Source organism: Streptomyces sp. ME19-01-6 (assembly GCF_033793745.1).
Taxonomy (GTDB): Bacteria; Actinomycetota; Actinomycetes; order Streptomycetales; family Streptomycetaceae; genus Streptomyces.
Map to the genome: position 1 here is coordinate 1 of NZ_JARAXF010000050.1, position 19,803 is coordinate 19,803.

The 19,803-nt window shown below is 67.6% G+C and carries 23 protein-coding genes and 3 pseudogenes; 13 read left to right on the forward strand and 13 right to left on the reverse strand.

Annotation, left to right across the window (positions count from 1 at the left end; genetic code table 11):
• Positions 1-265: CGNR zinc finger domain-containing protein (locus PV419_RS49850; RefSeq protein WP_319700673.1), on the forward strand; the 265-nt coding region annotated here is incomplete at its 5' end.
• Positions 266-296: 31 nt separating this feature from the next.
• Here the strand turns inward: PV419_RS49850 and PV419_RS49855 are convergent.
• Entirely contained in the window at positions 297-1,145 is an 849-nt protein-coding gene (locus tag PV419_RS49855) for an MBL fold metallo-hydrolase (RefSeq protein ID WP_319700676.1), read from the reverse strand.
• 219 nt (positions 1,146-1,364) lie between these two features.
• On the opposite strand from PV419_RS49855, the gene PV419_RS49860 reads away from it, so the two are divergent.
• On the forward strand, positions 1,365-2,534 hold the full coding sequence (locus tag PV419_RS49860; RefSeq protein ID WP_319700679.1) for an alpha/beta hydrolase: 1,170 nt from the start codon (positions 1,365-1,367) through the stop codon (positions 2,532-2,534).
• A gap of 2 nt (positions 2,535-2,536) precedes the next feature.
• Positions 2,537-3,454, forward strand: coding sequence for an alpha/beta hydrolase (locus tag PV419_RS49865; RefSeq protein WP_319700681.1), 918 nt, complete (start codon positions 2,537-2,539; stop codon positions 3,452-3,454).
• Positions 3,455-3,718: 264 nt separating this feature from the next.
• On the opposite strand, the gene PV419_RS49870 is transcribed toward PV419_RS49865, so the two are convergent.
• Both PV419_RS49870 and PV419_RS49875 read right to left on the reverse strand, forming a co-directional pair.
• On the reverse strand, positions 3,719-3,850 hold the full coding sequence (locus tag PV419_RS49870; protein WP_319700683.1) for a hypothetical protein: 132 nt from the start codon (positions 3,848-3,850) through the stop codon (positions 3,719-3,721).
• 330 nt (positions 3,851-4,180) lie between these two features.
• Positions 4,181-5,431: an aldehyde dehydrogenase family protein gene (locus tag PV419_RS49875; protein ID WP_319700685.1), complete on the reverse strand. Its 1,251-nt coding sequence runs from the start codon at positions 5,429-5,431 to the stop codon at positions 4,181-4,183.
• Between the two features lie 302 nt (positions 5,432-5,733).
• Between PV419_RS49875 and PV419_RS49880 the strand changes: the two are divergent.
• Positions 5,734-6,144: pseudogene (locus tag PV419_RS49880) on the forward strand (TetR family transcriptional regulator); the annotation flags it as partial.
• A gap of 1 nt (position 6,145) precedes the next feature.
• On the opposite strand, the gene PV419_RS49885 reads toward PV419_RS49880, so the two are convergent.
• The 4 genes from PV419_RS49885 to PV419_RS49905 form a co-directional block, all read right to left on the reverse strand.
• Positions 6,146-6,301, reverse strand: a complete 156-nt coding sequence (locus PV419_RS49885) for a hypothetical protein (protein WP_319700687.1) — start codon at positions 6,299-6,301, stop codon at positions 6,146-6,148.
• Positions 6,302-6,322: 21 nt separating this feature from the next.
• Positions 6,323-6,655: a hypothetical protein gene (locus PV419_RS49890; RefSeq protein ID WP_319700689.1), complete on the reverse strand. Its 333-nt coding sequence runs from the start codon at positions 6,653-6,655 to the stop codon at positions 6,323-6,325.
• Between the two features lie 83 nt (positions 6,656-6,738).
• Positions 6,739-7,683, reverse strand: a complete 945-nt coding sequence (locus tag PV419_RS49895; protein WP_319700691.1) for an alpha/beta hydrolase — start codon at positions 7,681-7,683, stop codon at positions 6,739-6,741.
• A gap of 332 nt (positions 7,684-8,015) precedes the next feature.
• Positions 8,016-8,753 (reverse strand): SDR family oxidoreductase, encoded by a 738-nt coding sequence (locus tag PV419_RS49905; protein ID WP_319700693.1) that lies wholly within the window; start codon positions 8,751-8,753, stop codon positions 8,016-8,018.
• Positions 8,754-8,861: 108 nt separating this feature from the next.
• Between PV419_RS49905 and PV419_RS49910 the strand changes: the two genes are divergently transcribed.
• Together PV419_RS49910 and PV419_RS49915 are read left to right on the forward strand one after the other, a co-directional pair.
• Entirely contained in the window at positions 8,862-9,188 is a 327-nt protein-coding gene (locus PV419_RS49910; RefSeq protein WP_319700695.1) for a hypothetical protein, read from the forward strand.
• A 71-nt stretch (positions 9,189-9,259) separates the two neighbouring features.
• Positions 9,260-9,397, forward strand: a complete 138-nt coding sequence (locus PV419_RS49915; protein WP_319700697.1) for a hypothetical protein — start codon at positions 9,260-9,262, stop codon at positions 9,395-9,397.
• 78 nt (positions 9,398-9,475) lie between these two features.
• On the opposite strand, the gene PV419_RS49920 is transcribed toward PV419_RS49915, so the two are convergent.
• Positions 9,476-10,600 carry an NADH:flavin oxidoreductase gene (locus PV419_RS49920; protein ID WP_319700699.1) on the reverse strand — a complete coding sequence of 375 codons (1,125 nt, stop codon included), beginning with the start codon at positions 10,598-10,600 and terminating at the stop codon, positions 9,476-9,478.
• A gap of 154 nt (positions 10,601-10,754) precedes the next feature.
• Here PV419_RS49920 and PV419_RS49925 point away from each other — a divergent pair, with 154 nt between their 5' ends.
• Positions 10,755-11,204: a nuclear transport factor 2 family protein gene (locus tag PV419_RS49925; protein ID WP_319700701.1), complete on the forward strand. Its 450-nt coding sequence runs from the start codon at positions 10,755-10,757 to the stop codon at positions 11,202-11,204.
• Here PV419_RS49925 and PV419_RS49930 read toward each other — a convergent pair.
• Positions 11,177-11,788, reverse strand: a complete 612-nt coding sequence (locus tag PV419_RS49930; RefSeq protein ID WP_319700703.1) for a CGNR zinc finger domain-containing protein — start codon at positions 11,786-11,788, stop codon at positions 11,177-11,179. The genes PV419_RS49925 and PV419_RS49930 overlap by 28 nt on opposite strands.
• Positions 11,789-11,953: 165 nt before the next feature.
• Between PV419_RS49930 and PV419_RS53635 the strand changes: the two genes are divergently transcribed.
• The 6 genes and pseudogenes from PV419_RS53635 to PV419_RS49955 form a co-directional block, all read left to right on the forward strand.
• Positions 11,954-12,406 (forward strand): alpha/beta fold hydrolase, encoded by a 453-nt coding sequence (locus tag PV419_RS53635; protein ID WP_415925546.1) that lies wholly within the window; start codon positions 11,954-11,956, stop codon positions 12,404-12,406.
• Between the two features lie 197 nt (positions 12,407-12,603).
• Positions 12,604-12,924: pseudogene (locus tag PV419_RS49935) on the forward strand (alpha/beta hydrolase); the annotation flags it as partial.
• A 127-nt stretch (positions 12,925-13,051) separates the two neighbouring features.
• Positions 13,052-13,396 carry an alpha/beta hydrolase gene (locus PV419_RS49940; protein ID WP_319700760.1) on the forward strand — a complete coding sequence of 115 codons (345 nt, stop codon included), beginning with the start codon at positions 13,052-13,054 and terminating at the stop codon, positions 13,394-13,396.
• 44 nt (positions 13,397-13,440) lie between these two features.
• Positions 13,441-14,229 carry an enoyl-CoA hydratase/isomerase family protein gene (locus tag PV419_RS49945; protein ID WP_319700756.1) on the forward strand — a complete coding sequence of 263 codons (789 nt, stop codon included), beginning with the start codon at positions 13,441-13,443 and terminating at the stop codon, positions 14,227-14,229.
• A gap of 60 nt (positions 14,230-14,289) precedes the next feature.
• Positions 14,290-15,009: a flavin reductase family protein gene (locus PV419_RS49950; protein WP_319700704.1), complete on the forward strand. Its 720-nt coding sequence runs from the start codon at positions 14,290-14,292 to the stop codon at positions 15,007-15,009.
• 469 nt (positions 15,010-15,478) lie between these two features.
• A pseudogene (locus tag PV419_RS49955) lies at positions 15,479-16,139 on the forward strand (NAD(P)-binding protein); the annotation flags it as partial.
• A gap of 279 nt (positions 16,140-16,418) precedes the next feature.
• On the opposite strand, the gene PV419_RS49960 reads toward PV419_RS49955, so the two are convergent.
• The 4 genes from PV419_RS49960 to PV419_RS49975 form a co-directional block, all read right to left on the reverse strand.
• The gene (locus PV419_RS49960; protein WP_319700706.1) at positions 16,419-16,988 is read right to left on the reverse strand and encodes a TetR/AcrR family transcriptional regulator; all 570 of its coding nucleotides are present in this window, start codon (positions 16,986-16,988) and stop codon (positions 16,419-16,421) included.
• Between the two features lie 250 nt (positions 16,989-17,238).
• Positions 17,239-18,537, reverse strand: a complete 1,299-nt coding sequence (locus tag PV419_RS49965) for a DUF3533 domain-containing protein (protein ID WP_319700707.1) — start codon at positions 18,535-18,537, stop codon at positions 17,239-17,241.
• A 405-nt stretch (positions 18,538-18,942) separates the two neighbouring features.
• Entirely contained in the window at positions 18,943-19,125 is a 183-nt protein-coding gene (locus PV419_RS49970; protein WP_319700709.1) for a hypothetical protein, read from the reverse strand.
• 297 nt (positions 19,126-19,422) lie between these two features.
• On the reverse strand, positions 19,423-19,551 hold the full coding sequence (locus tag PV419_RS49975) for a hypothetical protein (protein WP_319700711.1): 129 nt from the start codon (positions 19,549-19,551) through the stop codon (positions 19,423-19,425).
• Positions 19,552-19,803 lie beyond the last annotated feature (252 nt).

Here is a 19,803-nt window from a genome sequence, read left to right on the forward strand (position 1 = left end):
GCGGATCGACGCCGATGGCGCCTTCTCGCTGGCGCCGCGCGGCAAGGACGTCTCATGGGTTGTCGCGGCCACGCTCAACGAGATCGAGAACGCCCAACTCACGGGTACGTGGCGTCGTCTGAAGATGTGCCGTAACCGGGTCTGCTCGGTTGCGTTCTATGACGGCACGAACCCCAACAACGGCGTCTGGCACGACGTGCGCATGTGCGGTAACGCCGTGAACCTTCGGGCCTCACGGCAGCGTCGGGCGGCCGCACGCGCATAGCGCGCCCCAGGCCGACCGACGCGCCGCCTGCTCAGCCTTTCGCGGCCCGGCACGAGCCCCACAGCGCACCGCGATTGATGCGCGACGGGTGACGCTCCAGCATGTACTCGTAGAGCTCGAGAGTGCTGCCGGTGCGACGCACCCCGCTGTCGAAATCAAGAATGTAGCGCCGCGTCTCCTCGATGTGACGCGGATCGTCATCGGCTGTCTGGTCCTTATGCCCCGCGACAATCGCGGTCGGCGCCAGCGCCTCGACCGTGTCGAGAGCCCTCAGCCACTCGGCTCGCCCGTCCGCGTCCGATGCCGCCAGCATGAGGTGCACGTTGTTGTAGATCACGTCGCCCGCGACGACCAGCCCCAGATCGGGAACGTGCAGGCAGGTGGTGTTGTCGCAGTCGGTGTGCCCCAGACGGACCGGACGGACCTCCGCCCCGCCCACCGTCAGGCGCTCCCCCTCCAGCGGCTCGGCGAGCACCAGCTGCTCAGGGATCTGCTCGGGGAACCAGGCGCGCCAGACCGCCTTGAGGACCTCCGGCGAGGACTGGTAGGCCATGTCCTCGACGACCTCGGGCAGCGCGAAGGCACGCGCACCGGGGTACTGCCGCAGCACGGCCCCGAGACCGAACCAGTGGTCCCCGTGGCCGTGCGTGACGTACACGCTCGTCACCGGAGCGTCACGCTCGCCGAGCCACCGCAGCAGGCCCTCCGACTGCGCGATCGTGAAGAGCGGATCCACCAGCAGCGCCTCTCCCCCGTTCGAGACGAGGATGCTCGACGTCGGCGACCAGGAACGCTCGCCCAGATCGGGCGGCACGTCGGAGTTGGTGGTCGGCATGCCGTCCGCGACGTGTACGGCGTAGGTCAAGGCGTTCGACGTCATTGGTGGACTCCTCGGATTCTCGGGTGGTCGCTTCCGCTCTGGCCGGAACGCGGAGGGAGCCGGAAGGCCCGGTCCTCGTTCCGTCGATCACAGAGCGATGACATTGACGCAAGCATAGACCCTATGCTTACGTCATAGAGCTCACGTCGGCCAAGAATCTCGAGAGCCACTGGCTCCGATTCGTCGCCGCAGGAGAGCGCTCGTCAAAGGAGACACGAGATGAACAGCCCAGCGCCGAAGGCGCCGACCGCGGTTCTCGTCCACGGATACCTGGACGACGGCGCCATCTGGAACAGCGTCCGCGCCGTCCTCGACGAGGTGTCGATCCCCTCGATCGCGTTCGAACTCGCCGGCATGGGCGAGCGCACCTCAGATCAAGGGCCGTTCACACTCGCCCGCTGGGCCGACGACCTCGAGAGTGTCGTGAGCGCGACGGAGGGCCCCGTCGTGCTCGTCGGCCACAGCATGGGAAGCCAGATCGCCGAGCTCGTCGCCGCCCGCTCCGCCGATCAGGTGCGCTCGCTGGTTTTGATCAATCCGATCCCGCTCGCGGGCACTCACCTGCCCCCGGAGCAGATCGCCCCCTTCCAGGCACCGGATCTTGAGCTCGACGCACAGCGTGCATTCCGCGGCTCGCTTGCCACCGCGTTCCCGGCGGAGGAAAGTGACCGGCTCGCCCAAGTGGCGCTGCGCGTGGCCCCGTCGACGATCGCCGACACGGCGGCCGCATGGAACAACGGCCACCCGGATGGGCAGCAGCCCAGCAAGTACCGCGGGAGCGTCACCGTCCTGCGCGGCGAGAACGACCCCTTCGTCACGGAAGAGATCGTCTCCACGTATGTCGCGCCTCGCTTCCCCGGCGCCACCACGCAGACCATCGCCGGAGCAGGTCACTGGGCGCACGCCGAGAACCCGGCGGCGGTCGCCGCTGTCATCGGCACCGTCGTCGAGGCGTCGAGCTCCGCCGACGGCCGCCCGGCCAAGGCCTGGACGAGTGCGTTCGAGCAGCGCACGGAGGAGTCCTTCGCGGCGGCGCTCTCGCCCAACGTGCGGATGGAGGCGAGCGCCCTCACCAAGCCGCTGGAGCGCAAGGAGCAGGTCGAGGCTCTCATGGCCGCGGTGAGCTCCCTGTATGAACGGCTCGAGTTCGTCCGGAAGGTGCAGGACGGCCCACGGACGTACCTGGAGTGGGAGGCCAGCGCGTTCGGTGGCTTCGCCATGAAGGGGATCACGATCCTCACTCGTGATGACGAAGGGCTCATCACGGAGATCGCCATCCACCACCGCCCCTTCGGTGCCGTGGCGCAGATCAACGCGAAGGTTGGGGGACCCCTCATCGAGGCCGGCCTCATCCCCGCTGAGTACTTCAACTTCATGGAAGGCGAATGACCATGACAGAACGCATCGACGTAGAGTTCACGGCGGACGGGGATGTGACTCTGCGCGGCTGGCTCTACCTGCCGGACGCCGAGGGTCCGCGCCCCGCGATCACGATGGCGCACGGATTCGGCGCCAACCGGGAGATGGGCCTCGACCGGTACGCGCGCACATTCGCCGACGCCGGGTTCGTGGTGCTCATCCACGACCACCGCACGTTCGGTGCGAGCGACGGCGAGCCCCGCAATGATGTCGACCCGTGGCGTCAGATCGCGGACTGGCGCCGCGCGATCAGCTTCCTGGAGGCCCGGCCGGAGGTCGACGCGAACCGCATCGGGGTGTGGGGTACGAGCTTCGCGGGCGGTCACGCGATCGTGCTCGGGGCGACCGAGGTACGCGTCAAGTGTGTGGTGACGCAGGTGCCCACCATCAGCGGATTCGAGCAGTGGCAGCGCAAGGTCCCGCCGGAGCGCATCGCCGCCTTCGAGCTCGCCCACGCCGACGACGAACGCGCCCAGGCCACCGGCGGCGAACCGCGGTACCAGACCTCCATCGGCGACGATCCGGCCGACCCGGCCCTGTTCAGTAGCCCTGACGCGCTGCGCTTCTACCGTGACCTGGTTCCGCCCGGTCACTGGAACAACACGGTGACGATGCGCTCCAACAGGGGATCGCGGCTGTACGAGCCGGGCGCGTGGATCGCTCGGGTCTCTCCGAAGCCGCTCATGATGATCGTCGAGACAGGTGAGACGGTGGTCCCGGCCGACATCCAGCTGGCCGCTTTTGAGCGAGCGTTGTCCCCGAAGGAACTGGTGCTGCTGCCCGGTGGGCACTTCGACGCCTACAAGGTGCACTTCGACGAGTCCAGCGGTGCTGCGCTGTCGTGGTTTCGCACTCACCTCGACTCGGCCGCGGCCGGAGCCAGCTCTTGAGGCGGAGGCGGTTTTGGCTGCTGCTGGAACCGCCTCCCCCAGGCGGGTGACCGCCACCTCTCTCCGCGAAATTTCCGCCTGAGTACATCGAGCACGACAACGGCGAGCTCAAGCAGAGCCCGGGCCTGGACCACTTTCAGGGGCGTTCTGGCCGGGTAGGCATCACCACGTCTCCCTTCGTGATCACCGCCCCTGCCTTCCTCACCGGCCCGGCCGCCTCCAGGGCATCCTGACGTGCTGAATCGGCGTCTGGACCACCGATTGTCAGACGCTGTCCGCCAGGCGCTCACAGTGCTCCACCCACAGGCCCAGCCATGTGACCTTGCCACCGCCCTCCCTGAGCCCCTCGATGCCCGAAGCGACCGACGACGACCCCGCCACCACCATCGACTTCACCCGCGACTACATCCGCGCCTTCATCGAGGAATCGACGCCAGCAGCGACTCGCGCGACCTGGTGGCCCGGATGCAGGTCCGCTTTCCCAACACCCTTAACGCCAGCGCCCTGGTCCTGTCGGCCGTGACGGCGTGGAAGAGGAAGAAGGCCGGACATGCCTGAGGCTTGGATGTCCGTGCGCGTCAGGTGGCGGCCGTCGCCGGGCTGAGTGACCGCGATCACGTGTGAGGCGCTGGCAACCTTTCGGGTCCCCTGCGAACCAGCATGATCGGCCATGAAGCGCAGCGCCGCGGCGGGGATGTGGGGAGGGTCGCATGATGCGGCATCGACTCAGCTGTGCACGGACGTCGCGGGTCGTACGACGTACTGGCGCAGGTACAGGTCGCGATAGGTGACCGGGCCGCGGGGGCCGGGGACGCGGTCGATGTTGATGCCGGTTTCCGGCAGGCGCAGGAGCTTGAAGCCGTCGAGGAGACGCGTGGTGGAGTTCCAGAAGACCCCTGAGCCACCGTAGGCGTCCATGAACTGGGCTGCTGTGTCCGGGTCGTGTGTGGCGATGGCGGCGGCCAGCCCGGAGGTCTCCTCGTTCGCGATCCGTGCCGCTTGGAGCGGGCCGTCCGCGGCGTCGATCGTCACCGTGGCGGCTTGCTCGGAGTCCAGCGACCACTCGTAACCGCGCGCGTGGGTGTGCGGCGGCAGCGACGCCATAATGCCCAGGTCTTCGAGGGCCTTCACGATGCCCGGCAGCAGCTCGTCGTAGACAGCCCGGTCGATGAGCAACAGATTGAGCCGGTTGCAGACGCCCAGCCGGTCCAGGCTGCTGATGACCAGCTCATGCACCAGCTTCTCGTCGGCATCCCGGCCCACATACAGCACTCCGCCGCCGTCCGCGTGGGCCAGCGTGCGCACACCATGGCGGGCGGCCTCGCGGCCGAGTTCCCGGGTGCTTTCGCCGCTGCCGCGCAGGATGACCAGGGGGACCGTCTCGGGCAGCGACACCAGCGCGTACGCCGCCGCTCGGTCCTCGCTCGGCACCAGCTGGATAGCGTCCGGGTTCAGGCCCGCGTCGGTGAGAGCCGGCGTGATCACGTGAGTGATCAGGGCCTGGGAGGAGCGCAGGGCCGCCGAACCGGTGCGCAGCACGCCGCCGTTGCGGGACTTGAGGAACTGGGAGGCGACGTCGAGTGTCACATTCGGACGCGCCTCGAAGTTCGCGCCTATGACACCCACCGGGCGCCGGCGCTCCAGCAGGACCAGGCCGTCGGGACGCTCCTCGAGGACGCGATCCCTCGGCTCGTGCGGCACGTCCGCCAGCGTACGCAACGCCACGGCCATGCCCTCCAGTCGTGGGCCGGTCAGCCGCAGGCGATCCTGCAGTGCCGCCGACATCCCGCTGGAGACGGCCGATCGCAGGTCGTCCTGATTCGCCGCCGTCAGCATGTCGCGTGCCGTGTGCAGCCGCTCCGCCATGGCCCGCAGCGCGGTGTCGATCTCCGCGTCCGACGCCCCGGCCAGGGCGGCCGAGCCCTGCTTGGCCCGGACTGCGCAGGCGTGGACCGCTTCCTGGACGGAGCGGGGCACGCTCTTGTCATTCCTGCTCAAATCGAGCCCTTCACGGTCCAAGCACATGCGCGACAGCTGAGCGGCAGGGGGGATTGTTCAATAATCCTGGTCATTGGTCGTCGGGGGTGCGGGCCAAGGGCTGCCCATAACTCCGAGCCGCCCTTCGGTGAGGGGCACCGCCAGGGGCCGGCGGGCGGACGCATGGGGGGAGTGACGCGCCCGCCCGCCGGGGTCGGCGGGCCGAAACGAACTCGGCAGCGGTGCGGTTGAGGAGTGATTCGAGCCCGACGCGGGGGCCCTCGCCGGCGAACGGCCTGAGCTCACAGCCGTATCTCTGCCGGCTCTTCCCCGGCGAGAAGGCGATGTTCCTGGCGGCGGCGCGTTGCACGGAGGACACCACCCGGATGTTCGCGGAGGCCGCCGAGGGGCTGGAGGGCGAAGCAGCCCGGCATCCGATGGGCACCGCCCACAGGGAACTCGTCTCCGAGCGGCCCGAGCGGCCGATGATGCAGAGGTGCCTCGCTGTGGCGGCGGCCGAGCAGGAGGGTGACCACGAGTTCGCCGAGGCGGTGCGCGCCGGGTGGTCGCGCCTGTGGGACACCGTCCACCTGGTGCTGGGGGCGGACGTACGCGGGACGGCAGCTTTCATCGCGCACGGAATGCTCAGCAACTGCCTGGTGACGATGGGGTTTCCTCCCGAGCTCGTTGATCCCTTCGGAGCTGCTCAGTGACTCAGACCGCGGCCAGTTTCTGGATGCGCGGATTGTTCTGCAGCGCCCACCGCACATCCTTCGGCTGCCGCCCGAGCAGGGTTGCCAGCTCGTCGCTGACGACGTCGTGACGGCCGTCGGCGACCATCCGGGTCAGGGTCCGCAAGTGCGCTGCCACATGCGGATTCTCGGCCAGGGCTCAGTTCTGGTCCGGTGAGCGCGTAGGACTTCGAGATGTGCGGCGCAGAGTCAGGATGGGATTCTCGGCGAACATGGTCGCCTGCACGTTGACGGTCGGGAGGCCGGACCAGTCCAGCACCTGCTCGGAGATCCAGTGGGCCCGCTGCTGAGGCGACCAGTCCGTGACGTTCCCGCCGAGCCACGCACGCCGTTCTTCCTTCGCTGCGGTCATCTTCTCGAAGGTCATGTACGACTGCTCGTACTCGGAGATGTGGACGAAGACCTCCAGAGCGCCGAACGCGCGTACGCGGTGACCTTGTCCAAGCAGCATCTGGGCCATCACTCTGCTCACGGAACCGACTGCGCCGCCGGCACCGGTGATCAGAATGGGATCGCCCTCTGGCATTGACTTGTCCTCTGGCTGGTGGGGATGGGTCAGTTGTTCAGAAAGCTCAGGATGTGATCGGCGACCGTCTTGGGCTGCTCGAGGTGGAGGAAGTGCCCGGCACGCGGCACGACGATGCGTTCGAAGCCGTTCTTGAACACGGCGTTCATGCCGTCGCTCAGCTCCACGGACATGCAGTTGTCGTCGGCTCCATGGAGGTAGAGCGACGGGACGGTGATGGCGCCGCTTGCCCGGGCTTCCAGGGCTCGGGTCGCCTCATCGGTGGGGGGCGAGAACAACTGACGGTAGTAGCCCAGGGTCTCGGTCAGGACTCCTGGAGCGCGGAGGGTCTCCTTGAGCGCGGAACGCTCCGCGTCCGGCAGCTCGTAGCCGGGCGACCACTCCTGCCAGAGCCGGTCGATGAAGGCGAAGTCGTTGAGCACGACGGCCGGCTCCGCCATGGCTGTCTGGAAGAAGAACATGTACCAGCTGCGTCGCTGCTGATCGCCGTCGGTGAGCCAGGCGGTTCGCAGTTGCGGGCCGTAGGGAACCGCCATGCCGACGAGCTTGCGGACGCGTGTCGCGTCGAGGCTCGCTGCCGCGTACGCCGCCCGAGCACCGAGGTCGTGCCCGATGAGATCCGCCCGCTCACGCCCGAGCGCTTCGATCAGATTCAGGACGTCCTGCCCGGTCGCTGACGCGCGATAGGAGCCGTCGGTCGCCGCGCCACCGGGCCAGTATCCGCGCTGCGCGGGCGCGACGGCCCAGTACCCGTCCTGTGCGAGGCGGTCCAGAATCCCCACCCAGCTGGCGGCGTGGTCGGGGAATCCGTGGAGGCACAGGACGAGCGGCCCGCTCCCGGCTTCAAGGATCGGAACTTCCAGTCCGCCTGCCTGAACCGTCCGACGACGGACAAGGCCACCTGCGGAGGGCCCACCCGTCGGAGAGTCCCCGCCGGACGGCTGCGTCGACGGTCGCTGTGTTTCGGGTGCCATGCGTTCAACCTCCAGGCCGCGTTCGCGGCGGTCGCGGGCCTGTAAGCCCGGATCGAGTAGTGAGCCGTGTGCTCTGCTCCAGCCGAACGACGCCGGCCAGGCGGATTCTGCGTAGTGTCATCGGGACACTGAGCCGTCGATGCGGGTGAAGAAGTCGAGGAGTGCGGCACTGACCTCGGCTGGACGCTCCTGCTGTGTCCAAGGCTCGTACCCCGGCAGTACCAGCGGGCCCTGCCCCGGCCGGGCGATACGCGGCCCGACCCCGTTCACATCGACGAAGCGGTGGGTGAGCGAACCATCCTCCAGGTCCCCTCGGAGTCTGTGAGTGCGTGCTACTTCTTCAGTTGCGCGTACAGGGCTTCCAGATCGGCGGACAGTTGCGACTTGACCCAGCGCGTGGGGTCGTCGGCCAGCACCTCGTGTGCCCCCGCCTCGATGCCGTCGAGCGCGGCCACGGCGACGTCACGGGGCTTGGCCTTGGGCGCGTCGAGACCCGACGTCATGTCCGTGTCCAGGTAGGCCACGTGGAGCCCGGTCACCGCGATGCCGCGCGGCGGCAACTGCAGACGCAGGGAGTTGGTCTGCGACCAGAAAGCGGCTTTGGAGGCGCTGTAGGGCGTGCCGTCGGCCAGCCAGGACAGAGCGGAGTGCACGTTGAGGATGTGGCCCCCGCCGTTGCGCTCGATGATCGGGGCGATGGCCCGGGTGACCAGCAGCGGCCCGTAGAAGTTGGTCTCCAGATCCTTGCGTACGTCCTCCATCGGGGAATCGAGGTACGAAGCGCCCGCCGAGGCGCCGGCATTGTTGATCAGGATGGTGACGTCCTGGGCCTGCGCGGCGGCGATCACGGATTCCGCGTCGGTCACCTCGAGCGCCAGCGGAACGGCGTCGGAGTGCGCCACCGTGCGCGGGTCACGGGCTGTGGCGTACACCTTGGCGGCGCCGCGTGCGTAGACCTCCTCGACCAGCGCCTTACCGATACCCCGGCCGCCTCCGGTGACGAAGACGGTGGCGCCCTTGACTGCTGCATGACTGACTCCAAGCCGGGAAACCGATCGGTTTCCCCCCACAGTAAACCGATCGGTTTTGCCACGCAAGCTTCCCTGTGGAGAGCGAGTCTCGTTGACAAACTCACCAGGGATCACGGGTGAGGTTGAAAACTGGACCAAGAAGGTCGGATGAGTGTCGAGCCGAAGGCCGAGGGGCACGCGATGGGTGCCAGGCTTCCCGCGAAGCTGACGGCCCACCCGTCGTGCAGGCCGTGCCGGCGCGGCGCGCGGCGGGAGAACCGCACGCCGTCGCCGGTGATCGACGCATCCTGGCTACGCGATCTGTGCCTGGCGGCCGGAGCGGACGACGCGGCCGCCGTCAGTCTGGACCACCCCGACCTGGCCGGCGAGCGCGAGCACGCCCGGTCCGCATTGCCCGGCGCCCGCACCCTGGTCTCTCTGGTGTTCCGGATGAACCGCGACTACCGCGAGTTCATGAGCGGGTTCACCGAATGAGCCCAGACCGAGGCCGACAGCGAGGACGCACCGACTTTCGCTCCCGCGTCTCCGATTCGGAGAGCGTATCCATGTGGCAAAGCCTGGCCTTCCAGCCCAGTTACAAGTCCGGCTACCGCATGACTGTCTGCCCCGACGGGGAGGACGCCCTTGGCCCGTACCTGGAGGATCGCAAGGACTTCATGGGCACCGTGCTGCGACTGCCTTAGGAGAAGAAGGAGACCCTGTACGTCCTGCCGGGTTCACATGCCCAGGAGTACGCCCAGCGCCGCTTCCGGAGACCGAGGTCAGTAAAGGGCCTTGAGAAGCGCCGCGTCGTAAGGCTCGGCGTCGCCGGGGCGCCCAGCCAGAGCCTTGCGGGCCCACTCCGGGTCGGCGAGGAGAGCGCGGCCCACTGCGACCAGGTCGAACTCGTCACGCTCAGCACGGTTCAGCAGCTCGCTGATGCCCGTCACAGCGGATCGGTCCGGCCTGCCGTCGGGCCCGGCGAACTCCTTGTCCAGGCCGACGGATCCCACCGTGACCGAAGGCTTGCCGGTGAGCTTCCTGGTCCAGCCGGCCAGGTTGAGATCACTGCCTTCGAACTCCGGGATCCAATAGCGCCGAGTGGATGCATGGAAGACGTCGACACCGGCTTCGACCAGGGGCGCAAGGATCGCCTCCAGTTCTGCGGGGGTGTCGGCGAGGCGTGCCTCGTAGTGCCCGGACTTCCACTGAGACAGCCGGAAGAAGACAGGGAAGTCGGGCGCGACGGCTGCCCGGACGGCCTCGACGACCTCGGCAGCGAAGCGGACTCGGGACGCGAGGTCACCACCGTACGCATCGGTACGCCGGTTGGTCCGGCCCCACAGGAACTGATCAATGAGGTAGCCGTGTGCACCGTGCAGCTCCAGGCCGTCGAAGCCCAGTTCCTGCGCGGCCGCGGCCGCCCCGGTGAAAGCTTTGATCACGTCATCGACATCAGTGATGCTGAGCGCAACCCCCTTGGGCGAGCCGTCGAGGGCGAGTCCGGACGGGCCGACGGGCGGCGCCGTACGGACGGGCCCCGCGCCCTCGGTACGGGCAGAGCCCACGTGCCAGAGCTGCGGGATGATCTTTCCGCCCACCTGGTGCACAGCCGACACGACACCGCGCCAGCCGGCAAGCGCCGCTTCGCCCCACAACCGAGGCACTCGGTCACTGGTGCCCGACGAAGGGTGATGAACGAAAGTTCCCTCGGTGATGACCAGCCCCACGTCCGCGGCGGCCCGACGCGCGTAGTACCGCGCCACGTCATCGCCGGGAACTCCCTCCGGCGAGAACTCCCGCGTCAACGGGGCCATGACGATGCGGTTGGGCACGGTGAGGCTGCCAACACTGAAAGGGCGGCCGAGGACCTGTGCGATCCGGTCGGCAGCCGAGGTTGTGGTCATGCGTTTCCTCCTGGCGGCGTGAAGCCACGACTACGCAATGACTGTACAACTTTTAGTGATTTCAGACCAAGCGCGTGTGACCTTCGCCACCCGCTCAACCCCTGGCACTTCGAAAGCAGTAAATCAATGATGGTAATTTCAGGGATGAGGGTTCATGTCACAGCAAACAGACAGCACGGCAGTCGGCGTCCCCCAGGTGGACTGGACGAAGGCATTCGACGCGCAGTCCCAAGCGGCCTTCGGCCAGGCATTCGCCCCCGACGTCGCCCTGGAGGCGGCCCTGCTCACACGTCCGATCGAGGGCCGGGAACGGGTCGCACGCGTGATGGCGTTGATGAGCAACACCTACGAGTCACTGGAGTTCACCCATCAGGCGACCAACGACCGGCGCACCTATCTGGAGTGGACCGCAGTGGCCCTGGGTGGACTGCGAATGAAGGGCGTGACCGTCCTCGTCCGCGACGAACAAGGCCGGATCGCGACCGTGGCCATCCACCATCGCTTCCTCAACGAGATCCTCATACTCTCCGAGCACGCCGGAAAGCAATTGCTCGACGTCCTCAACCCGGACGACTTCTACAACCCGGCGGTACGGACGCGCTGACGGGCCCGGTGGGCACGCAGATTCTCAGGATTGCCGCAGATCTTGGTCGAGTGCCAAACGCCACTGTTGTTGCGGGAGCGGTCGAAGAACGCCGTTGCACAGCGCGTATTGCGGCAGATCTTGAGCCGCCGCCAGGTGTCCGACCGCTGAGCCTGGAACACCTCAAGGAGCACCAGGGCGGCCACATACCGCCAGCCCTGGCCGCGGGGCTCCAGGACAACCCGTCCGTTGCGGTCCATCCGCAAAGCCGCCGCCGCGACATGAACGGCGGGCGCAACGTCGTGGTCGTCGCCGTCCAGGCCGTCACCGTTTCGTGAGGACAGAAGCCGCCGCAACTCAGCACGGAGACCGCGCAGTTCCTCGAGATCGTTCTCGGTGAGAGGCACCTGCGCGGCGGCCTGCGCCGCCTCCTGGGCCCAGCAGCCCAGCGCCTGGTCGACCCAGGCCTGCGCGTCGGCGAGGTCGTCCAGGAGATCGGCCGCTCGGGGGCGGCCGGCGGGAATGGTGTTGAGCAGGTCGTGCACCAGCGCCAGGCCGAGCGGCGCCGGATCGACCTCGTACCGCGTGGACGCGGACCATGCCATGACCCTGCCCTCTTTCGTTCATTGATGGCTTCTGCCGACATGACCATGGCCGTTTTAGCCACTACCTCAGGGTACGACACTCCTGCTACCTTGAAGAGAAATAAGTCAAAGGCGTATGGTTCTTTCGTCTTGCATCGGCAACACACCGCACGAAGGGTGTCGCTCATGAGCTCGTCGATCCCCCACAGCCCCCTCCCCCCGGGCGCTCCGCCTGCTCCGGAGCGGCTGGGCAGCGGCACCGTCGTCGTCTTCGTCCACGGTTTCCTCGACTCGTGGCGGGTCTGGGATGCGGTGGGAGCCGGACTCCGCGCCCCGGAGGTCAAGAGCCTGGCTCTGGACCTGCCCGGCTGCGGCGACCGGACCGGCCATCCCGGCCCCTTCACCCTCGAGCACCTCGCCCCAGACGTGATCTCCGTACTCGACGGCATCGCCGAACGACGGCCGGGCCGATGCACCGGGCACCAGCGACTACCACGGCCCCGTTCTGATCCTCACCGGTGCCGACGACCCTCTGATCACCACGGAACTGGCCGACACCGCCGCACAGCCGCGCTTCCCCTACGCCCGGACTGCCGTCGTCGACGGGGCGGGCCACTGGCCGCACCTGGAGTGGCCTGAAGCGGTCGCCGCATACCTCGGCGTGTTCCTGGCCTCGTCCCTGACGGCCCGGCCCTGACCCGCCCCAGCCGCCCTGTACCAAGGACCAACCGATCATGCCCCGCATCGAAGATGTCGCCTTCCCCGCCGAGGGAGGTCTGACCCTGCGCGGTCTGCTGTACATCCCGCAGACCCCCGGACCACACCCGGCCATCACCATGGCCCACGGCTACGGCGGAGTGGTCCGTGAATCGCGCCTCCTGCCGTTCGCCGAGCTCTTCGTCAAGGCCGGGTTCGCCGTGCTCCTGCACGACCATCGCACCTTCGGCGCGAGTGACGGCGAACCGCGCCAGGACATCGACCCCTGGCAGCAGATCACCGACTGGCGACGAGCCATCACCTACCTGGAGAGCCGGCCCGAGGTCGACACCGCCAGGATCGGGCTGTGGGGCACCAGCTACGCCGGCGGCCACGCACTCGTCCTGGGTGCCACCGATCGCCGGCTGCGCGCCGTCGTCTCCCAGGTGCCCACTATCAGCGGCTACGAGCAGGGACTGCGCCGTACCCCGGCGGAGCACGCGGCTGCGCTGGAGGAAGCGTTCAACGAGGACGAACGGGCAGAGCTGCGCGGTGAACCGCCCCGGCGTCATGCCTTGGTGCAAGGACATGACTGTTCCCGCCGCCTACCACACGCAGGCCGCAGTCGACTTCTATCTCGAGCAGACCGGCAAGGGCGGCTGGGACAACTCCGTCACCGTGCGCTCCACCCGGGCGGCGCGCATGTACGACCCGGGCGTGTGGGCACCCCGGGTCTCCCCCACACCCCTGCTGATGATCGTCGGCAACGACGACCACCTCACCCCCACCGACCTCGCGCTGGCGGCCTACGAACGAGCGCTGGAGCCCAAGCGGCTGAAGCTCATCGACGGCGGCCACTTCGCCCCGTACAGCACGCAGTTCCCCGTCGCCGCGCAGGCCGCCCTGGACTGGTTCCTCGACCACCTCACCTGACCGGTCCCATGCCCACCCGTCCTGAACCGAGCCAAGGAAGTTCCATGCCCGTTCTCACCCACCACATCGTCGGCGACGTCGCCACGATCATCCTCGACAACCCTCCGCAGAACCGCTTCGCACCCGAGTTCACCCAGGAGCTCAGCGACATCGTCGACGCCATCACCCGTAGCCCGGCCCGCGCGGTCGTGCTGCGGGCCGAGGGGCCCGACTTCAGTTACGGCGGCGACTTCCGGCCCTGGGTCGGCGCCGACCGAACGAGCCTGCGGGCCGACTTCGACCACGCCCTGGCCGTGATCAACCGGTTCGAACAGCTCCCGATCCCGGTCGTGGCCGCGGTGCAGGGGCTGTGCTACGGCGGCGGCTTCGAACTCGCGCTGCGGGCCGACATCATCCTCGCCGGAGAAAGCGCCCGCTTCGGCCATCCCGAGCAGTCGCTCGGCATCATCACCCTCCTCGGCGGGATCCACCGCGTGGCCGAACGGGCCGGCCGGGCCCGCGCCTACGAATGGGCACTGACCTCCGAGCAGGTACCCGCCAAGGTCATGGCCGACGCCGGCGTCATCAACCGCGTCGTCCCGGACGACGAACTACGCGCCGAAGCCGAGTCCTTCGCCCAAAAGATCGCCGCAGGCCCCACCCGGGCACACGTGGTGCACAAGGCGCTGCTGCGCTCATGGGCCACGGGCGGCATCCCGGCCGCCGACCGGCTCCTCTTCGACCTCGCCGTACCGCTCTTCGAGACGGAGGACGTCAAGGACGGCCTGGTCTCCGCCGCCAAGGCCCTCAAGGAGGGCCGCCCCCGCCCCGTGCTGCCTTTCAAGGGCCGCTGACCGACAACACCCCCCACTCGCCCCTGAGCCGCAACTCCCCCACTCACCGAAGGACATCACGTGATCATTGATTCCGCTGACCTGGACGAGAAGTCCGCGTACAAGCTGCTCATCGGCAGCGTCATCCCTCGCCCCATCGCCTGGGTGAGCACCGTGTCCACCGAAGGCGTGGGCAATCTGGCCCCCATCTCCTTCTTCACGGTCGTGGGCCGCAAACCGCCGCGGGTATCACTGTCGTTTCAGCCGCGCTCGGACGGCATGACGCTCAAGGACAGCTTCGTCAACATCCGGGACACCGGTGAGTTCGTGACCAACATGGCCACGCTGCCACAGGTGGAAGGGCTGAACCGCAGCGCCTTCGAGTTCGAGCCCGACGTCGACGAGTTCGACGCAGTCGGGCTGGAGAAGGAGCCGTCCGAGGCTGTTCGTCCGCCGCGTATCAAGGGAGCGCCCATCGCGTTCGAGTGCACCGTCGAGCACATCTTCTCGGCACCCGACGGACTCAACAACGTCGTCTGGGGCAACGTGGTGCGCTTCTACATCAGGGATGACCTCTATGCCCCGGGCGGCCGGATCGACTTCGGTGCCATCGCCCCGGTGGGTCGACTCGCCGCGGAATACACCGTCGTGGACAACGCGTTCGCGACGCCGCTCGACGCCGATGTGGTCCAGGAGCGCGCCAGTCGCCGTATGGTGCGTCTGGATCGCAAGGACACGTACTACTCGCCGATCGACACGCCGGCCTGGACGCCGTCAGGCTCCACGACGTCCCTCGACTGACCGGCAGGATGTGACGTGGTGACACCCCTCAGGGCCTGGCCGACCGACTGTCTGACGCCTCGACTGACCGGTCCGAAACCTGCCGGCCCGCCGGTGTGTCACCTCGCACACCTCCGCTCAAGCGCTTGTTATGTCATAAGCGTTTGGTCCAGAAGGCCCGTCACTGCCTTCTTCACCCGCCCGACCGCGCATGCCGCCCGTCGGAATGGACTCGCGATGGCGGTCACGACCAGACTGACGCGCGATGGCCTCAAGATCAGCGATCGAGTCGACACCACGACCGGGCCCACGACGCTGTGGCGATCGACCCAGTGGTGACCGATCGAGGCCGACATCCGCGGCTCGTACCAGACGCCACGGGAGCCCGCCGTCGTGGTGGGCCGACCCCACCCTCTGAGTCGGAGCCCGAAGCTGATGAAGACGCTCGTCTTCCGCTGGACCTGACCCCCGTTCTCAACGAGGAGAGCCTGTGTCACGGAAGAACTCTTCCCCGAAGCCGGACGAGCAGAAAGACGACTCCGCCTACGACGTAGTCGTCGTGGGTTCCGGATTCGGCGGATCCGTCACCGCCCTTCGGCTCACCGAAAAGGGCTACCGCGTAGGCGTGTTGGAGGCGTGTCGCAGGTTCACGCCCCGACTCGCTGCCCAAGAACTCCTGGGATGTCAGGAACTATCTCTGGGCGCCCAAGGTCGGCCTGTACGGCATCCAGCGCATCCATCTGCTGGGCAACGTGATGGTGCTGGCGGGGGCCGGAGTCGGGGGTGGCTCCCTCAACTACGCCAAAACCCTGTATGAACCGCCGAAGCAGTTCTTCGACGACCCGCAGTGGAAGGACATGACCGACTGGGAAGGGGAGCTGAAGCCGTATTACGACCAGGCCCGGCGCATGCTCGGTGTGCGGCTCAATGCGACGATGACCCCGGCCGACGTCCACCTGCGGGCGGTCGCCGAGCAGATGGGCGTGGGCGAAAGCTTCCACATGGCCCCCGTAGGGGTCTCCTTCGGCGACGGCCAGGACGCCGGCGGGACGGCGAAGGCCGAGGCGGGGGAGGATGTGGCTGACCCGTATTTCGGTGGCGTCGGCCCGGCCCGCAAGGCCTGCGCCGAGTGCGGTGAGTGCATGACGGGCTGGAGCCAGTTCACACGGTTGACGACCTCGATCGCATCTGCGCGATCGGCGCCGGACACGGCATGAGGAGCGCTGAAGTGGGGAAGCTCAGCCATTTCTGTCCTGTGTGGTCGATTTGTTGTGCATGTTGTGTGCGGCGCGCTAGCTGGCCAGCGGGCATGTGTCGCATGGGCAGGGCGACGACCCTGGTCAACAGCACAGGTCTTTAGGGCCACGACAGGTGGTGGAGTTCGCCGGTCGTGACCGGCGCAGCCTGGTCCGCACCAGTTGCGAAGTGCGTCAACGCACGCCTGCGCTGTCGAGCAGGGTGCCCACGGTGGGCGCGATGAGCCCAGTCAAGCTGTCGGCCCTGATCCCCGCGCGGGCACTGGCGCCGTCGAAGATGAGGCTGAGCTGCCTGGTCAACAGGTCCGGATCGCTCGCCCCACCCCGTTCGGCCTCGGCACGGAAGAAGGCCGTCAGATTCCCCTTGACGCGGCGGGCCACCTGGCTTGCGGGATGGCTCTCATCTTTGAGCTCGATCTGCACAGCAAGGTAGCGACAACCTCGGAATTCCGGCGTGCCCGCCTGTGCCTCCGCCTGCTCGAAGACGTGCAGGATCCGCTCGCGCGGCGGGCGGCCATCGTCCGCCGCGGGCAGAAGTCGCACCGCGAAGGCAGAGGCTCGTTCCTCCAGGCTCGCCGCCAGCAGTTCGTCCTTGCTTTCGAAGAGCTGGTACATGGAACGCTTCGACACCCCCGCCGCCTTGCACAGTGCCTCGACTCCGATGCTGACACCGTCTTGGTAGGTGAGCGTGGCCGCTGCCTCCAGCAGCCGCTCGCGGGGAGTTGCCTTCGCCTGGGTAGTCATAGTGTGAGGTTAACTCGATTCCAACGAAAAGAAAACCGATCGGTTTCCAGCGAGGGAGTCCGGGCGTCGACCGACGCCGAGCCTCACGGCCGAACGGACACCCGAGCCAGAGCGGAGGGCTCGGCGACGGCTTCCGGGAACCATCACCGAGCCCTTGCGATGTGCACGCCTCCCGTCCCCACGGAGCGACGCACACCGAGGGCCACTCCGCACAATGGCCCCGTCTCGGGTGATGCATGAGTACGTTCCGCTATGCCGTGACGGCAGGCTCCTTGTGCTCCGCCTCGTGGGGGATTCGGTGCAGCCCTCTGCGGTCGTACCAGCTCGTCACACCGAAGCCGAAGAGAGCGGCCAGCGCGAGACCGACGGCCATCATGACCCAGCCCCGGGTCAGGCCGGCGTCACCCTGGGCGTCGTAGTAGAGGATCGAGCGGACACCGCCGGTGATCTGCCGCAGCGGCTCGAACTCCGCGAGAAAGCGGTAGAAGCCGGGCAGCGACTCGATCGGCGTGGTGGCGCCGGCCGTCGGCACCGCCATCGCGATGAAGACCAGCGTGACCACCAGCATGCCGGGCGTACCGAAGACGGCGAGCAGAGCAAGGGCGCCGACCCCAGAGACGGCGATGGCGGCCACGGAATACAGCCACAGCAGCGGCAGGTGAGATGCGTCCATCCCCATGAGTCCGATCGCGCCCATCATGACCAGGGTGCCCATGACCAGAGACAGGCCGATCATGATTGTGCTGCTCATGGCGAGGGTCTGCACCCGGGTCGCCCGGATCAGCGGACGGTGGATGCGCAGCGGGCCCATGTCATTGTGGGTGTAGCCGAGGGAGTGTTCCACCTGGCCGCTGATGACATTGGCAGAGAGCATGCCGCAGACCACGAGGACGAGCGCGTAGTAGAACGCCGACATCCCCAGGCCGCTGTGCGAGTCGAGCGGATGCCCGTCCTTAACGACCACGGCGGCCGGATCGGCCAGCAGGACGCGGGCCGCAGCCGGCAGTCTGGCCTGCTCGGCTCGGGTCTGGGCGGTCAGCTCCTTGCCCACTTGGAGCGACGCGCCCTCGGCCGCGGTCATCGCCGCCTGCCGAGCGAAGTTGGAGCCCAGGCTGCCGGCGGACTGGTTGGTCAGCACCGTCAGCTGCGGGCGAACCGGATTCCTGGTGGACGCGGATCCGGTCAGCGTGGTGACGGAGGAGGTGAAGCCCTCTGGCACGACGAGCGCGCCGTACAGCTTGCCCTTGCCGAGTTCCTCCTTCAGCTGCTTCTCGTCCATCACCTTCCAGTCGATCTTGTCTCCGCTCGCGGTTGACTTCTTGATCGACTCGGTGATCTGCGCCCCAAGGTTGACCTGCTTGCCGCCGACACCGACCCCCTTGTCGGAGTTGACCAGGCCGACCGGAAGGTTCTTCGTATGACCGACCGGGTCGACATTGGGGCCGACATAGAGGATGCCGAACAGCAGCGCGAGGATGCCCGTGATGACGCCGCCGGCGATCCACACGGGTTTCGCACGCAGGACGCGGAAGGGGTGAATTGCACTCATGACTTACTCCGGTCTAGACAACACGACTGCGCCAGGAGAAGACCGGACGGCACCATTGCTGGCCGGGTTCCTCAACACTTTCGACTCTCGGCCGGCACACCCGCAGGGAGCCGTAACGACCTCATCAAGCACCCGAGACGGTCTCAGCCCCCTTGCCCATGCCCCGACAGCTACGGCAACGAAGACGACTGCGTCCATGGGTACACTCGAGACCCCTCCCTGCAAGAAACCGACCGGTTTCCCATTATCGTAAACCGATCGGTTTCGAGATTCAAAATGGGCCGATCAGCCACGTCTGGCCGGGCATGCTGGGCTGGATGCCGACGCTGGACGACGCCCGCTGTCACATGCCCTTCGATCAGCCAGATCGTCGCCGCCTCGGCACCCACGGAGCTTCGTCGGCGATCAGTCGCTCTCGACCGGCGCGGCGCGACCGGACTGAACATCACAAACGTTCTCGACATTCTGGAGTACGGTCTCGGCGTCTCGACCGTGGAGGTGCCACCCGCCGCCGTCGAATTCGCGTGCCGCGTCGCCGAACTCGGAACACCCCTCACTGAACTGCTTCGCAGCTACCGTCTCAGCCATGCCGACACGCTGAAGACTCTTTACCGGGAGAGGTCAAGCGAAATCAGCCGAGTAAAGGAGTCCATGCTTTTCGGCCCCTGTGCTTCTGGCTGATTGAGGGTCGACAGCCTGACCATGCAGCACATTCGTCCGGATTACGCTTGCTGCGCCCGTCAAGGACAGAGCACGGTGCCAGTGCCCGCGAGCTCACACCGGCGACTGCGGGCCCATGAGGCAACTGAATCCCCCCGTCGTAGTGCGCACCAGGAGATCCGGCGACACGCGAGCACCGTCTCCTGCACGTCGGGAAGGTGGGCGTCAGTCTCCGCTGTAGAGGCGGTCCAGGTCGACGAGTTGGACCGTGGGATCACGGTGGGCGAGATCGCACAGGTCACTGGTGAAGCCGCCGCCGCTGAAGCCCAGCAGCCGGGTCCGCTCAGCGTGCACACCGGCCCGGGCGCGCAGCAGGGTGCGGATCGGCCGCCCTCGTCACGGCCGAAGGTGGCGAGGTCGACTTCGTGGGCGGTCTTGGCGGCCGGGTCCGGGACGGTGCCGGATTCCACACGGGTGCGCTGTCCGCCGAGCGTGTCGGGGCTCGCGTACCAGCGGGTCCAGGTGCGGCAGAGCTGTTCGAAGTGGGGCCCGATGACCTTGCTGCGGAACGTGGCCTGCGAGCGTTCCCACCGAGGGTGCCTGGCC